The organism is Streptomyces sp. W16 (assembly GCF_033194735.1).
Lineage (GTDB): Bacteria > Actinomycetota > Actinomycetes > Streptomycetales > Streptomycetaceae > Streptomyces.
Map to the genome: position 1 here is coordinate 1 of NZ_JAWOAI010000058.1, position 14,422 is coordinate 14,422.

General features: G+C 70.9%; 15 protein-coding genes. 7 read left to right on the top strand and 8 right to left on the bottom strand.

All coding sequences use genetic code 11. The annotated features are described in order from the left end of the window. Window positions 1-453: 453 nt before the first annotated feature. Entirely contained in the window at window positions 454-1,224 is a 771-nt protein-coding gene (locus R6V09_RS10640; RefSeq protein ID WP_317881118.1) for a site-2 protease family protein, read from the top strand. Here the strand turns inward: R6V09_RS10640 and R6V09_RS10645 are convergent. The 3 genes from R6V09_RS10645 to R6V09_RS10655 form a co-directional block, all read right to left on the bottom strand. Next, window positions 1,221-1,385 carry a hypothetical protein gene (locus tag R6V09_RS10645; RefSeq protein ID WP_317881119.1) on the bottom strand — a complete coding sequence of 55 codons (165 nt, stop codon included), beginning with the start codon at window positions 1,383-1,385 and terminating at the stop codon, window positions 1,221-1,223. The genes R6V09_RS10640 and R6V09_RS10645 overlap by 4 nt on opposite strands. A gap of 71 nt (window positions 1,386-1,456) precedes the next feature. Next, window positions 1,457-2,185 carry an NADPH-dependent F420 reductase gene (npdG, locus tag R6V09_RS10650; protein ID WP_317881120.1) on the bottom strand — a complete coding sequence of 243 codons (729 nt, stop codon included), beginning with the start codon at window positions 2,183-2,185 and terminating at the stop codon, window positions 1,457-1,459. 79 nt (window positions 2,186-2,264) lie between these two features. Beyond that, on the bottom strand, window positions 2,265-3,347 hold the full coding sequence (locus R6V09_RS10655) for a sialidase family protein (RefSeq protein WP_317881121.1): 1,083 nt from the start codon (window positions 3,345-3,347) through the stop codon (window positions 2,265-2,267). 112 nt (window positions 3,348-3,459) lie between these two features. Here R6V09_RS10655 and R6V09_RS10660 point away from each other — a divergent pair, with 112 nt between their 5' ends. Both R6V09_RS10660 and R6V09_RS10665 read left to right on the top strand, forming a co-directional pair. Next, the gene (locus R6V09_RS10660; RefSeq protein WP_019067285.1) at window positions 3,460-4,062 is read left to right on the top strand and encodes a hypothetical protein; all 603 of its coding nucleotides are present in this window, start codon (window positions 3,460-3,462) and stop codon (window positions 4,060-4,062) included. Between the two features lie 91 nt (window positions 4,063-4,153). Then, window positions 4,154-5,461 carry an MFS transporter gene (locus R6V09_RS10665; protein WP_317881122.1) on the top strand — a complete coding sequence of 436 codons (1,308 nt, stop codon included), beginning with the start codon at window positions 4,154-4,156 and terminating at the stop codon, window positions 5,459-5,461. On the opposite strand, the gene R6V09_RS10670 is transcribed toward R6V09_RS10665, so the two are convergent. Further along, entirely contained in the window at window positions 5,462-5,692 is a 231-nt protein-coding gene (locus tag R6V09_RS10670) for a hypothetical protein (protein WP_317881123.1), read from the bottom strand. 58 nt (window positions 5,693-5,750) lie between these two features. On the opposite strand from R6V09_RS10670, the gene map reads away from it, so the two are divergent. Continuing rightward, the gene (gene map / locus R6V09_RS10675) at window positions 5,751-6,608 is read left to right on the top strand and encodes a type I methionyl aminopeptidase (protein WP_317881124.1); all 858 of its coding nucleotides are present in this window, start codon (window positions 5,751-5,753) and stop codon (window positions 6,606-6,608) included. A 135-nt stretch (window positions 6,609-6,743) separates the two neighbouring features. After that, complete coding sequence (locus R6V09_RS10680; RefSeq protein WP_317881125.1) at window positions 6,744-7,391, top strand: biliverdin-producing heme oxygenase; 648 nt, start codon at window positions 6,744-6,746, stop codon at window positions 7,389-7,391. Between the two features lie 97 nt (window positions 7,392-7,488). On the opposite strand, the gene R6V09_RS10685 is transcribed toward R6V09_RS10680, so the two are convergent. From R6V09_RS10685 to R6V09_RS10700, 4 genes are read right to left on the bottom strand one after another with little or no spacing between them, the layout of a single operon-like run. Continuing rightward, window positions 7,489-8,133, bottom strand: coding sequence for a PhzF family phenazine biosynthesis protein (locus R6V09_RS10685; protein WP_317881126.1), 645 nt, complete (start codon window positions 8,131-8,133; stop codon window positions 7,489-7,491). Beyond that, window positions 8,126-9,016 (bottom strand): hypothetical protein, encoded by an 891-nt coding sequence (locus R6V09_RS10690; protein WP_317881127.1) that lies wholly within the window; start codon window positions 9,014-9,016, stop codon window positions 8,126-8,128. The genes R6V09_RS10685 and R6V09_RS10690 overlap by 8 nt, the downstream gene beginning before the upstream one ends. Window positions 9,017-9,027: 11 nt before the next feature. Next, a complete protein-coding gene (locus R6V09_RS10695; protein WP_317881128.1) occupies window positions 9,028-10,515 on the bottom strand; it encodes an HtaA domain-containing protein in 1,488 nt (495 codons plus the stop codon). Window positions 10,516-10,574: 59 nt separating this feature from the next. Continuing rightward, entirely contained in the window at window positions 10,575-11,987 is a 1,413-nt protein-coding gene (locus tag R6V09_RS10700; RefSeq protein ID WP_317881129.1) for an HtaA domain-containing protein, read from the bottom strand. 138 nt (window positions 11,988-12,125) lie between these two features. Between R6V09_RS10700 and R6V09_RS10705 the strand changes: the two genes are divergently transcribed. Together R6V09_RS10705 and R6V09_RS10710 are read left to right on the top strand one after the other, a co-directional pair. After that, window positions 12,126-13,121, top strand: coding sequence for a heme/hemin ABC transporter substrate-binding protein (locus tag R6V09_RS10705; RefSeq protein WP_442810015.1), 996 nt, complete (start codon window positions 12,126-12,128; stop codon window positions 13,119-13,121). Continuing rightward, complete coding sequence (locus R6V09_RS10710; protein ID WP_317881131.1) at window positions 13,118-14,155, top strand: FecCD family ABC transporter permease; 1,038 nt, start codon at window positions 13,118-13,120, stop codon at window positions 14,153-14,155. Before R6V09_RS10705 ends, R6V09_RS10710 begins: the two co-directional genes overlap by 4 nt. Window positions 14,156-14,422: the final 267 nt, after the last annotated feature.

Consider the following 14,422-nt stretch of genomic DNA (forward strand, 5'->3'; position numbering starts at 1 on the left):
TCGTCCACCAGGAAGCTCGCGGGCACGGCCTTGCCGGGCCGCAGGGCGAGCACGGTGAGCAGCGCACGCAGCCGCGCCCCGCCGACCGGGACGGGGGTGCCGTCGGGGCGGAGTGCCTGGGTGGTGCCGAGAATGCGATAGCGCACGGGGTCCATTGTCTCTGGTGGCGGCGGAAGCGGTCACGGGGTTGGGGCGGCGCGGCGCCGGGCACGGCCTGGTCGTGTCCGCGAAGTCCCGTCGTCCGCCCGGACGCCGCAGGGGGGCAGGCGGGACTTTGCGGGCACGGCCCGGGAGAGCCGCCGCCCCGAGGGGGTGACGGGGGCGTAGATCGCGTGCCAGAGTCCCATGCCTCCACCTTCCCCGGAACCGGCGGCCACCCGCGAGACGTTTTCCCCTTGTGCCCGGTACCGTCGGGCTTCGCGTTCCACCGACCCCAGCAGGGAGCCCGCCTCCATGACCGCCACCACCACCCGCCCGAGCGACCGGCGGATCAGTCCCGTCTTCCTCGGGATCCTGGCCGTCACGGCGGTGACCGGCTGGGCCACCTGGACCGGGTTCGCCGAGAAGCCGGGCATCGCCGTGTTCCTGTTCGTGACCGCCGCCTGGATCGTCTCGCTGTGTCTGCACGAGTACGCGCACGCGCGCACCGCGCTGCACAGCGGTGACATCTCGATCGGCGGGAAGGGCTATCTGACCCTCAACCCGCTGAAGTACACGCACGCCCTGCTCAGCATCGTGCTCCCGGTGATCTTCGTCATCATGGGCGGCATCGGTCTGCCCGGCGGCGCGGTGTTCATCGAGCGGGGCCGCATCCACGGCCGCTGGAAGCACAGCCTGATCTCGGCGGCGGGCCCGCTGACGAACGTACTGTTCGCGGCCGTCTGCACGGCCCCGTTCTGGCTGCACGCCCTGGACGGGGTGCCGGCCGACTTCCAGTACGCGCTGGCCTTCCTGGCCCTGCTCCAGGTGACCGCGGCGATCCTGAACTTCCTGCCGGTGCCTGGTCTGGACGGCTACGGCGTGATCGAGCCCTGGCTGTCGAACGACATCAAGCGGCAGGTGGAGCCGTTCGCGCCGTTCGGCCTGCTGTTCGTGTTCGCGCTGCTGTGGGTGCCGTCGATCAACCGGGAGTTCTTCGACATGATCGACGCGGTCCTGCGGGGCCTCGGCGTCAGCGACTGGCAGACGTCGAGCGGCTACAGCCTCTACCGCTTCTGGACCTAGACCGTCCTGCCGCGCTTCAGGTAGTACCAGCACATGTTGGACGACAGCCCCGCGAGCAGTACCCACACGATGCCGATCCAGCTGCCCTCCACGAAGGAGACGACCGCCGCGGCCACGGCGAGCAGGCAGACGACGAGGGCGTAGAGGGCGAGGCGGGGCATGGGATCGGCTCCTGTCGGCGGAACGAGGGGGGACACTGGCGGGTCGGCCGCCACCAGTGTCCCCCACCCGCTCAGACGTCCGTGACGCGCAGTCCCGCGTGTGCCTTGTAGCGGCGGTTGACGGAGATCAGGTTCGCGACCAGGGACTCCACCTGGTGGGCGTTGCGCAGCCGCCCGGCGAAGACGCCCCGCATGCCGGGGATACGGCCCGCCAGCGCCTGCACGATCTCGACGTCGGCGCGCTCCTCGCCCAGCACCATGACGTCGGTGTCGATCTCGGCGATCTCCGTGTCCATGAGCAGTACGGCCGACAGGTGGTGGAAGGCGGCGGCGACCCGCGAGTCCGGCAGCAGGGCGGCGGCCTGCTCGGCGGCGCTGCCCTCCTCCGGCTTCAGCGCGTAGGCGCCCTTCTTGTCGAAGCCGAGCGGGTTGACGCAGTCGACGACGAGCTTCCCGGCCAACTCCTCGCGCAACGACTCCAGGGTCTTGCCGTGGCCGTCCCAGGGCACGGCGACGATCACGACGTCGCTGCGGCGCGCGGTCTCCGCGTTGTCGGCGCCCTCGACACCGTGGCCGAGTTCGTCGGCGGCGGCCTGCGCGCGGTCGGCGGCGCGGGAGCCGATGATCACCTTCTGGCCGGCCTTGGCGAGCCGGTAGGCGAGGCCCTTGCCCTGCGGCCCGGTCCCGCCGAGCACGCCGACGACCAGTCCGGAGACGTCGGGGAGGTCCCACGGGTCCTTGGCGGGGGCCTTCGCCGGGGGCGTCGCGGGGGTCTGTGCAGCACTGTCGGTAGAGGTCATGGGCCGACTTTACGTCCGCCCCGGCGCCCGCATCGGCTCAGGTGAGGTGCGTAATGGACCGGGTGAGGCACGTCACTGATCAGGTCAGGCCGGTCACGGGCACCCGGCGGAAGGTGATCGTCTCGTACGCCCCGAAGTCCCCGGTCTCGTAGAGGAGTCCGACCGTGTCGTCGTCGACGCGGACGAGGTCGGAGTAGGCGGCGGGCAGGCCGTCGGCCGTGAACACCGGGCGCCAGGTGGTGCCGCCGTCGGCCGAGCCGCGCAGGGTCATCAGGGCGCGGGCGGCCGGGTCGCCGGGGCCGGAGTACAACAGCAGGTCGGGGTCGCGGAGTTGGAGGACGCTGCCCTCGCAGACGGGGGCGGCGAGACCGGCCTGCGGGCGGAACGGCTTCACGAGGGTCTTCCCGCCGTCCTCGGAGTGCGCGTCGGCGCGGTTGCCGGGGGACGGGGAGTCGTTGCGGGTGTTGAAGTAGACGCGCCCGTCCGGGAGTTCGGCGGCGGTGGTCTCGTTGCAGTTGACGTAGCCGTCGGTGTTCTCGTCGACGTAGCCGAGGTACCAGGTCTCGCCACGGTCGTCGCTGAGCAGGCAGTGGCCGCTGTTGTACTTGGCCTCGTTGCCGACGTCGGTGCCGGTGGGCGGGAGCGTGTGGTTGCCGGGGACGACCACGCGGCCGGTGCTCAGCTGGATCGCGTGCCCGGGGGTGGTGGCGTACCAGCGCCACTCGGGCTTCTTCACCTGCTCGGTGATCTCCGTGGGGCTCGACCAGGTGACCCCGTCGTCGTCGCTGTACCGCACCCACACCCGCCGCCCGTCGGCCGCCTTCACCTTGCCGCGCAGGATGGCGTCCTCGCTCGCGGCGGCGGCCGAGCGGACGTGGACGAGCAGGATGCGGCCGGTGTCCAGGACGACGGGGGCGGGGTTGCCCGCGAGGTCGCTGCCGTTGTCGGCGGCGACGGTCAACGGCTCCCAGGTGCGCCCGCCGTCGGTGGAGCGGCGCAGCACGATGTCGATGTGGCCGTAGTCGCTCGCGGAGGCGACCCGGCCCTCGCAGAACGCGAGGAGGGTGCCGGCGCGGGAGACCACGATCGCCGGGATCCGGTAACTCGCGTAGCCCCCTTGACCGGCGCGGAAGGGGACGGTGACTTCTGCGGTGTCCGTCATGAGGTGGCTCCTTGTGCGACGTGCGGCCGATGAGCCCGCACCATCCCCAAGTTGGGCGAATTCGTGGTGAACTCCACGTCACGAGTGGCCGGTTGCGGCAGGATGCGCGGACATGGACGCCGTACGGGTCGCGCTGCTTCGTGAAGTGCTCGCCGGGACCGAGTGGTTGGGGGCCACGCGGCGGTTCGCCGGGGTGCTGCGCGGGTCCGTGGTGGCGCACGGGGGCGGGCTGCTGCTGGTGGGCACGCCCGCGTACGAGCCGTGGCATCTCGCGGCGCATCTGGTCGACGAGGCCGCCTGGTCGGGCACGCCCGAACTGGCCCCGACTCTCGTACGGCATGACGCGCGCCCCTCCGACCCGGCCCATCTGGCCGTCGGACTCGGCCGGATCGAGGCGGCCCGGCGCGGTGAGACACTGCTCGTCGTGTCGCCGGAAGGGCCGGGTGATCCGCTCCTTGAACGGGTGCACGACGCCCGCCGGGCCGGGGCGACCGTCCTCTCGCTGGGCTCCGAGGACCGTGAACTGGCGTCCCTGGCCCATGAGTCGCTCGCCGTACCGGAAGGCACCGACCTCGATCTGGACACCGTGCAGCATCTGGTCAGCGCGGCGGCCGGGGAGAACGTGTTGCCGGCGGCGCGGGGGCGGAGGCGGTTCCGGGACCGACTCTCCCGTCTCACCGACCAGTTGACGGCACCGCCGCCTGCCCGCTGGTGAATTTCCCACCCGCCCACCCGTCTCGCTCGCTCAAGAGGTGGGCGAGAAAAGCAGTTGCCCAGTCGGCGCCTCCCGCTGATCGTGGCGGATTGTGACTGCCGACTCCCCCACACCCCCTACCCGCCTCCGCGCCCTCCTCCCCGACCTCGCCCCCTGGCACGCCTCCGCCGACTTCCGCAGGCTCTGGCTCGCGGGGCTGATCTCGAACTTCGGGAACTTCCTGACGTTCGTCGCGCTCCCGGTGCAGATCAAGGAACTCACCGGTTCCGCAGCGGCGGTGGGCGCGGTCGGTGCCGTAGAGCTCGTGCCGTTGATCGTGTTCGGGCTCTACGGCGGTGCGCTCGCCGACGCGTGGGACAAGCGGAAGCTGATCGTCTGGACCGAGGTCGGACAGGGCGTGCTCTGCGGGGCGCTGCTGTTCAACTCGCTGTTGCCGCACCCCGCCGTATGGCCGCTGTATGTCTTCGCCGCCCTGACCTCCGTGCTCGGTTCGATCCAGCGGCCCGCGCTGGACTCGCTGTGGCCGCGGATCGTGGCGCACGAGCACATGACGGCCGCGTCCGCGCTCAACTCCCTGCGCTGGACGGTCGGCGGGGTCACGGGACCGGCGCTGGCGGGTGTGGTGGTGGCGTTCGCGGGGCTGCCCTACGCGTTCGCGGCGGACACGCTGACGTTCGTCGTATCCGTGGTCATGATCTTCCGTATCGCCGCCTCCCCCGGTGCTCATGAGGCGCGGAAGCCCTCGTTGCGGTCGATCGCGGAGGGCGCCCGGTACGCGTGGAGCCGCAAGGAGCTCCTCGGTACGTACGCGATCGACCTCGCGGCGATGTTCTTCGCGATGCCGCTGGCGGTGCTGCCGTTCCTCGCGGACGATCTGCACGCCGAGTGGGCGCTGGGGTTGATGTACTCGGCGGTCCCGGCGGGCGCCCTGCTGGTGAGTGTGACCAGTGGCTGGACCTCGCGGATCCATCGGCACGGGCGGATGGTGGTGCTGGCGGCGGCGCTGTGGGGCGCGGCGATCGCCTGCGCGGGTGCCGTGGGCAACGTATGGCTGGTGCTGCTGTTCCTCACCGTCGCGGGCGGCTGCGACATGGTCAGCGGGATCTTCCGCGCGGTGATGTGGAACCAGACGATCCCGGACGAGCTGCGCGGCCGGCTCGCCGGGATCGAGCTGCTGTCGTACTCGGTGGGCCCGCAGCTGGGTCAGGTCCGGTCGGGCGGTACGGCCGCGCTGACCGGGGTGCGGACGTCGGTGTGGGCGGGCGGGCTGATGTGCGTGGGCGCGGTGGGGCTGCTGGCCGCGGGGCTGCCCAAGCTGATGTCGTACGACGCGAGGACGGACGAGCACGCGCTGCGGCTGAAGGAGCAGCGCGCCGTCGACGCCACCGCCCATGCCTGATCAGTCCTCGTCTGCGCTCCCCTTCGTGGCGTCGTGCCACTTGGGGTCGTTCTCCCACTCCAGGTTGCGCTCGCGGGCCGTCTCCATCGCGTGCTCGGCCTCCGCGCGGGTGGCGTACGGCCCGAAGCGATCCTTGCCGGGGCACTCCGGCCCCTCCTCGACCTTCTTGTGTTCGAGGCAGTAGTACCACTCGCCGGGCTTCCCGACCGTGCGCTTCTTGAACAGGGCCATCAACGGCTCCTTTCCCTACGGCCATGTTCCCCCATGTCCGCTGGTTAGACTCGCTGGCATGTCTGGCCAGTCGCTGCTCGTACCAGGGGAGCTCTCTCCCATCCGTTCCGTGCCCGGAAACATCCGTCGCCCCGAGTACGTCGGCAAGCCCGCGCCGACCCCGTACACGGGGCCGGAGGTGCAGACCCCCGAGACGATCGAGGCGATGCGGACCGCCGGGCGGATCGCCGCGCGGGCGATGGCGGAGGCCGCGAAGATCATCTCGCCGGGTGTGACCACGGACGAGATCGACAAGGTCGCGCACGAGTACATGTGCGACCACGGCGCCTATCCGTCCACGCTCGGCTACCGCGGCTTCCCCAAGTCCCTGTGCACCTCGCTCAACGAGGTGATCTGCCACGGCATTCCGGACTCCACGGTGCTGCGCGACGGCGACATCATCAACCTCGACGTGACGGCGTACATCGGCGGGGTGCACGGCGACAACAACGCGACCTATCTGGTCGGTGACGTCGACGAGGAGTCGCGGCTGCTGGTGGAGCGCACCCGCGAGTCCCTCGACCGCGCGATCAAGGCGGTCAGGCCGGGCCGCCAGATCAACATCATCGGCCGGGTCATCGAGTCGTACGCCAAGCGCTTCGGGTACGGCGTGGTCCGGGACTTCACCGGCCACGGCATCAACTCGTCCTTCCACTCCGGCCTGATCGTCCCGCACTACGACAGCCCGCACGCGACGACGGTCATCCAGCCCGGGATGACGTTCACGATCGAGCCGATGCTGACGCTGGGGTCGTACGAGTACGACATGTGGGACGACGGGTGGACGGTCGTCACGAAGGACCGGAAGCGGACGGCGCAGTTCGAGCACACGCTGGTGGTGACGGAGACGGGGGCGGAGGTTCTCACCCTCCCGTAGGGATCACGACGATCCCGTAAGGATCACGGCGGCTCGTTCCCTCGGGGAGCGGGCCGTTTTTCTTGTACGCTTTTACCGACAGGCTGTCGGTAAACCTGTTGACTTAGGTAAGGCTTACCTTGGAGGATAGAGCTCATGGACTCCTTCTCGACAGTCATCCGCACCGCGTCCCACGAACAGCATGTGGAGGCCGAGACCTCCACCTTCATGAGCGATCTGCTCGGCGGCCGGCTGGGCGTGGACGCGTACGCCCGGTACACCGAGCAACTGTGGTTCGTCTACGAGGCGTTGGAGACCGGTGCGGAGCGCCTCGCGGCGGATCCGGTGACCGGACCGTTCATCCGGGCCGAGTTGTTCCGGCTGCCCGCGCTGGAGCGGGACCTTGAGCATCTGCGGGGTGCGGACTGGCGGGCCGGGCTGACCGCGCTGCCTGCGACACGGGCCTATGCGGACCGGGTGCGGGAGTGTGCGGAGTCGTGGCCGGCCGGGTACATCGCCCATCACTACACGCGTTACCTCGGGGACCTCTCCGGCGGGCAGATCATCCGGGGCAAGGCGGAGCGGACGTGGGGGTTCGCGCGGCGGGGGGACGGGGTGCGGTTCTATGTGTTCGAGGGGATCGGCAACCCGGCGGCGTTCAAGCGGGGGTACCGGGAGCTGCTGGACGGCATCCAGGCCGACGATCTGGAGAAGCAGCGGATCGTGGCGGAGTGCAAGCGGGCGTTCGCCTTGAACACCGGGGTGTTCCGGGCGCTGGGTGAGGAGTTTCCGCTCTCGGCGTGACCGCTCCTGGGGGCGGCGCCCCCAGACCCCCGCTTCGGCCCTGAAGGGGCCTCGTCCTCAAACGCCGGACAGGCTGAAAATGACCGGAGTCGAGCAGTCAGCGTTCCAGGAAAACCCGGCCGCCGACCTCGACCCAACCCCCGGGCTGCGGCGCCGTAAGTATCTGAGAACCCGCACCCTGCGTGATGTTGAGAGCCCGGCCCAACTGGTCGGTCAACAACAACGCCGCCGCGCCCGTCGCCTCGTCCTCGTGGATGCCGTCGTCCCGGCCGGGGAAGGCGCGGGCGCGGACACGGCCCGCCGCCTCGTCCTCCCAGGCCCAGGCGTAGATCCACTCGCCGGGCGGGGGCACGGGCAGGGCGTCGACCTCGGGGGCGGTGGCGTACTGGCGCAGGGTGCGCGGCGGGGCCCACTCCGGGAGGGCCTCGATCCAGCTGAACTCGCCGTCCAGGCGGGCGCCGACTATGCCTGCGGGGGTGACCAGTTCGGGTATGTCCAGCAGCCAGGCCGTGCCGACGCAGGGGTGGCCGGCGAAGGGCAGGCGCGTGGTCGGGGTGTAGATGTCGATGACTCCGCGCTCGGGGTCGTCGACGAACACCGTCTCGCTGAAGCCGAGTTTCCCGGCGAACACCTGCCGCTCGTCCGGGTCCGGCATGACGGAACCCTCGCGGACGACGCCCAGTTCGTTGCCGTATCCGCCGCTGGGGCCGCAGAAGACACGCAGCACGTCGTAGTCAGTCACGGGGGCATTCAAACATCGCGCGGGCCGCGAGGTCATCCCAGGCCGGGGCTCCGCCGGGGAGGGGCCAGGTGGCGGTGGGGGCGCTGTCGTAGGGCAGCGCGGACAGGGTGTCGCCGAACGCCCTGTCCAGCGTGGCCCGTTGGTGGGCGAGGCCCGGGTGCGTGGGGCGGGCCGCCAGTCGTTCCATGCGCTGTTCGTGTGCCTCGGTGATCTCGTCGGCGGTGCGGCGCCAGTCCGTCTCGTCCGGTACGCGGCGCAGCTCCACGCACACCGGTTGCGTGCCCTCCGCGAGCGCGGCCACCGCGCGGTCGTGGCCGTCGAGGATCAGCCAGCCGTCGAGGAAGGTCAGCCACCACAAGAGGACGGGTGCGAGGGTGCCCTCGCGGGCGTGTTTGCGGTACGCCTTCACGCGCGGGGCGTCGGGTGGGGAGAGCCGGCGCAGGGGCAGGATGCCGTGCCAGCCGCCACCGCAGTACAGCTCCAGGCCGCCGTTCGGCCACTCCTGGACGAAGTCCGTGGTCCAGATGCCGGGGGCGAAGCGGTCGCGCCGGGTCAGGACCCAACGGCCGTCGTGCAGCGGGCTCTCCGGTGACTCCTCCAGGCAACGGGCGTACTGGTGAACCCAGTTGACGTCCGAACGCTGCTGCGTGGCACGCAGGGGCGGCAGGGGTGAGCGGTAGCTGTCGAAGCGGTGCAGGACGAGGTCGTGGCAGCAGCCGTCGCCGTCCAATCGGCCCAGGAACAACGGCCGTTCGCCCTGGCGCAGCAGCCGTCGTCCACCGTCCGCCGTCTCGAAACGCAGCGGGGACGGACCGGGCCGGCCTGTCACGGCCAGCACCAGTCCGTCCTCCGTCAGCGGTTCTCTGCGCCCCCTGTTGTCCACAGGGGACAGTCTTACGCCTCCGTACGCCGCCTGCGCATCGCGAACACCACGCCCGCGCCCGCCGCCACAGTGACCGCAGCCGCCGTGCCCAGGGCCGCCACCGGTATCTCGGAACCGGTCGAGGCGAGGGAGCCGGTCACGTCGCCGCCCGTGGTGGAGCCGGTGACGCCACCCGAAGTCGAGCCTGTCGTACCGGAGTTGTCGGAGGAGTCGCCTGTGCCGCTCGACGACGACGAACCGTCCGAGGGGAGGTCGGCGTCGGCGGTCAGCGCCACCGTCAGGTCCAGCGGGTCCAGTGCGGCGCCGGTCTGGTAGAAGCCGCCGAAGGCCTTCGCGCCGGCCGCGGTCAGGGTGGTGGTGACGTCGTCGAGGGTGATGACGTCGTTCTTCGCGGCGAGGTCGGTCGAGTCGGCCTTCAGGTCGGCCAGGACGACGTCCTCGGACTTCTCGCCGAGGCTCGTCACGTCCGCCGTCAGTTTGCCGGAGCCGCCGTCGAGGGTCGCCTTGAGGTCGGCGAAGGTGAGGTCGAGGCCGTAAGTGCCGTTGTCCTCATGGCCCTTGAAGTTCACCGCGCCCTCGAAGGCGGCGGAGAGGGTGTCGGCGTCGGCGTCGTAGCTGCCGGTCGCACCGGTGAAGGTGAAGGCGCCGTTGCCGGTGGCCTGGGCCGCGCCGTCCAAGGTCGTGATCCTGCCGTTGGCGACACTGCCGACGACGTAGGAGCGGAAGGACTCCTTGACGCCCCAGGTGAGGATGCCGTCGGCGATGTCGCCCTTGGTGGCGGCCGGTTCGGAGGCGGTGTCCGAGGGGCTCGCGCTTGTGGAGGGCGTGGTGCTCGGGGTGGTCGTGTTGGTGGCCGTGCCGGTGGGGGTGGGTGTGACGGACGGGGTCGTCGAGTTCGTCGGCGTCGAGCTCGTGGACGGTGATGTCGTCGACGCCGGCTTGACCGCCGACAGCAGGTCGCCGGCCGCGTTGGCGTACGACGGGCTGCCGAGGAAGTCGGCCGCCGCGGTGGTCAGCGTGGTGGCCAGATTCGTCAGGTCCTGGCTGGTGGGCGCGGCGACCGTGGCGAGTGTCACGTCCTGCTGCTTGGCGCCGCCGTCGGAGACCAGGTCGGCGGTGAGGGTGCCCGCCGCGCTGTCGTACTGGAAGTCGGACATCTCCCGCACGAAGCCGTGCAGCGTCGACTTGGCGGTGACCGTGCCCTTGAAGGTGAGGTGGAGGGTGTGGCCGGCGGTGTCGTAGGTGCCCGTGCCGTCGGTGAAGGTGAAGGCTCCGTTGTCGGCGGCCTGCGAGGCGCCGTCGGCGGCGGTGAAGGAGCCGAGCGCGGCGCCGGTCACGTACGTGCGGTACGACTGCTTGATGCCCCAGGTCAACTCGTAGCCGCTGAGCGGGACTTCGGCCGCCGACGCGGTGGTCGTGGCGAGCGCGGTGGCGCCGAGCGCGGCGGCGGTCGCGACGGCCGCGGCGAGGGCGAAGGAATGACGAGGTCTGACGGGCATGGCCGTGGTTCTCCTTGGGTGAGTGAGTGGTCCGCCGACCGGCGGACAGGGAAGGGGGTTCAGTCCTCTTCGGGCGCGATCGCCTCGGCGGTGGCCGGGCGCGTACGGCGCCTGCGGAAGACGAGCGCGGCCACCAGCAGCAGGGCGACGACCCCGAGGCCGATCGACAGGACGGCCGAAGTGCCGTTGCCACCATCGGAGTTGTCGGCGACCGGCTCGGCGGACACCTTCGGCTGGGCCGACTGTTCCTCCGGTGTCGCGCTTGCCGTGGGTGTGGTGCCCAGGTCGGGCAGCGCGGGCAGTTTCGCGTCGTCGGTGAGGGCGACGGCCAGGGACACCGGGTCCATGGCGGTGCCCGCCCGGTACATCCCGCCGAAGGCCTCGGCACCCTGCGCGGTCAGCTTCGCGGGCGCCTCGGTGACCTTCGCCAGGCCCTTGGTCGCCTTGAGGCCCTTTGCCGTGAAGGTGACCAGCGGGACCTTCTCGCCGGTGAAGTCGGCGCTCGTGACGTCGGCGTAGAGCGTGCCCTTGCCGTCGTCGACTGCGGCGCGGACCCCGCTCAGCTTCAGATCAAGGCCCCCGGCGCCGGTGAAGCGCACCGCTCCCTTGAACGAGGCCGTCAACTCCCCGCTCCGGTACGTCCCTTCACCGTCGGGGAAGCGGAAGAGGGCACCGCCGTCCTCGGCTCCCGCCGAGAGCGTCCACTTGCCCTTGGCGATGTCACCGGTGACGTACTCCCGGAAGGTGCGGCGCACACCCCAGTCGACGGCGCCGTCCGCGATCGCGCCGCTCGAAGTCTCCTTCTCAGCAGCCGACTTGGTGGGTGACGGTGTGGCGGTCCTGGTGGCCGCGGCCTTGACGTCGACCGCGAGGCTCACCGGGTCGAGCACGGTGCCGGCCGTGTAATAGCCGGCGAAGGACTTGGCACCCTGCGCGGTGAGCGTGGCGGGCATGTCGTTGAGGACGACCCCGGTGACGTTGCCGGCCTTCATGTTGATGCCGCGCAGCGCGAGGGAGGCGAAGGGCACCTGCGAGGACGTCGTGACCGTCCCCGTGCCCTTCGCCTTGCTGGTGACGTCCAGGTAGAGCGTGCCGGTCGAACCCGAGATGCGGACCGTGGGGCGGCTCAGGGTGAGGTCCAACTCGTAGCTGCCGTCGGTCTTCTTGTGGCCGACGAAGTGCACCCCGCCCGCGAAGGACGAGCGGAACGCGCCCGTCGAGCCGTCGTACGAACCCGTCGCCGAGGGGAAGCGGAACTGGCTGCTGCCCACGGTCGCCGCGCCGCCCGTCAGCGAGTAACTGCCGTTCGCTATGGGCCCGGTGACATAGCTCTGGAACGAGGACTTGATGCCCCAGTCGAGCCGGCCACCCTGCACGGTACGGCTCTCGGCGTGCGCAAGGGCCGCCGGGAGCAGGGCGCCCAGAACCGCCGCGCACAACACGGCTACCAGGGCTTTCAGGCGCGCAGGCATGGATGAGTCCTCCGGTGACGACTGCCGGTAGCGAACAAAGGTAAGGCTAACCTAAGCTTTCCTCACCAGAAACGACAGTGCCTGGGAGAACCGGCGGTGTCCGAAGGACCGAGAGAGACGGGCGGGACCGTGCCACGCTTGCGCACACGACTGGCGGGAGCACTGTTGACCGTGCTCGCGCTCACGCTCACCGGATGCGGGGGCACGGACACCTCCGCGGCCACGGCGTCGACGAAGGCCACCGCCGCGGCCAACCGGGTGGAGCCGCTGACCGACACACCGGAACCCCAACTCCCGGTCACCGTAAGGTCGGCGGACGGCAAGAAGGTCACCGTCGACAAGGCGCGGCGCATCGTGCCGCTCTCCGGCAGCCTCAGCGAGATCGTGTTCACGCTCGGGCTCGGCAACCGGGTCGTGGCCCGGGACATCACCGCCACCTTCCAACAGGCCGCGGAACTCCCGCTGGTCACCCGCAACCACGATGTCTCCGCCGAGAGTGTGTTGTCGCTGAAGCCCGACCTGGTCCTCGCCGAGAAGACCACCGGGCCGTCCGAGGCCATGGGCCAGATCCGTGCCGCCGGTGTCCCGGTGCTGGTCGTCGATCCGGCGCAGGGCCTGGCGGATGTGGGCCCGCGGATCCAGGCGGTGGCCGACGCGCTCGGTGTACCGGCCGCCGGCAAGGAGCTGACCAAGCGCTCGGAGGAGCGGATCGCCGCCGTGCGCAAGGCGATTCCGGCGCACAAGGAGAAGCCGCGGGTCGCGTTCCTGTATCTGCGCGGGTCCGCGTCCGTGTATCTCATCGGCGGCACGGGCTCGGGCGCGACCTCGCTGCTTGAGGCAGCCGGGGCGGTCGACGCGGGCGCGGAGTCGGGGCTGAAGCAGGACTTCACGGCCATCACCACCGAGGCGCTGGCGAAGGCCGCGCCGGACGCGATTCTCGTCATGACCAAGGGACTTGAGTCCGTCGGCGGGGTGGACGGGCTGGTGAAGATCCCGGGTGTCGCGCAGACCCCCGCCGGGATGGACCGCCGGGTTGTGTCGATCGAGGACGGGGTGCTGCTCAACTACGGGCCGCGCACCGACCAGGTACTCAAGTCAATCGTGGACCAGCTCTACGGGGACGACACCAAGTGAGACGCGAGCGCAGCACCGCCTGGCTGCTCACCGTCGGGCTGGTGGTGGCCCTGCTCGTACTCGTCCCGGTGGCGGCCGGTCTTGGCGCGTATCCGATCCCGACGGGGGACGTGCTGTCGTCGGTGCAGCACCGGCTCGGGCTCGGAGGCGGGGCCTTGGACCGCGTACCGGAGTCCGTCCTGTGGAACGTCCGCTTCCCCCGGATCGCGCTCGCCCTGCTCGTCGGCGCCTCGCTCGGCTGCGCGGGGGCGTTGATGCAGGGCGTGTTCGGGAATCCGCTCGCCGAGCCCGGGGTCATCGGGGTGTCCTCGGGTGCGGCGGTGGGCGCGGTCGCGGTGATCGCGCTCGGGCTCGACTTCCTCGGCACCTGGACGGTGTCGGCGGTGGCGTTCGTGACGGGGCTCGCGGCGGTCCTGCTGGTCTACGCGATGTCGCGCTCGGGCGGCCGTACGGAGGTCGTGACGCTGATCCTCACGGGGATCGCGCTGAACGCGTTCGCGGGCGCGCTGATCGGCCTGTTCCTGTTCTTCGCGGACACCGCGGCCGTCAACCAGATCACCTTCTGGCAGCTCGGCTCGCTCTCCCAGGCGACCTGGCCGAAGGTCCTCGCGGTCCTGCCGTGCGCGGCGGTCGGCCTGACCCTCGCGCCGTTCCACGCGGGCCGGCTGGACCTGCTGGCCCTCGGTGAACGCCCCGCCCGGCACTTGGGAGTCGACGTCGAACGGCTCCGGATCGTCCTGGTCCTGGTCATCGCACTGCTCACGGCGGCGGCGGTCAGCGTCTCGGGGATCGTCGGCTTCGTGGGCCTGGTCGTACCGCATCTGCTGCGGATGGCGGCGGGGCCCGGCCACCGGTTCCTGATCCCGGCGAGTGCGCTGCTCGGCGCGCTGGTGTTGCTGGCCGCCGACCTGACGGCCCGCACGGTCGCGGCTCCGGCGGAACTCCCGCTGGGCGTCCTGACGGCGCTGCTCGGCAGCCCGTTCTTCTTCTGGCTGCTGCGCAGGACGCGGCGCAGGCAAGGGGGTTGGGCGTGATGCAGGGCCCGTGGAACACCGTGTCCGTGTCCGTTTCCCGGTCGAGACTGCCACGGGAGGTGTGTTGGGGGGTGCGGGCCGGTGGGGGCTGGTCGCGCAGTTCCCCGCGCCCCTGCTCCTCCGGCCGCCAGTTCTCGACCACCGGTCAGTTCATCTCCGCGTGCCAACCCTTCTCCGCCCGCCGGTTCTCCACCACCCGCCAAACCCCCTCCCCCCGCCGGTGCTCCTCCATCCGCCGACTCTCCACCGCCCGCCGCCTCTTCCCCA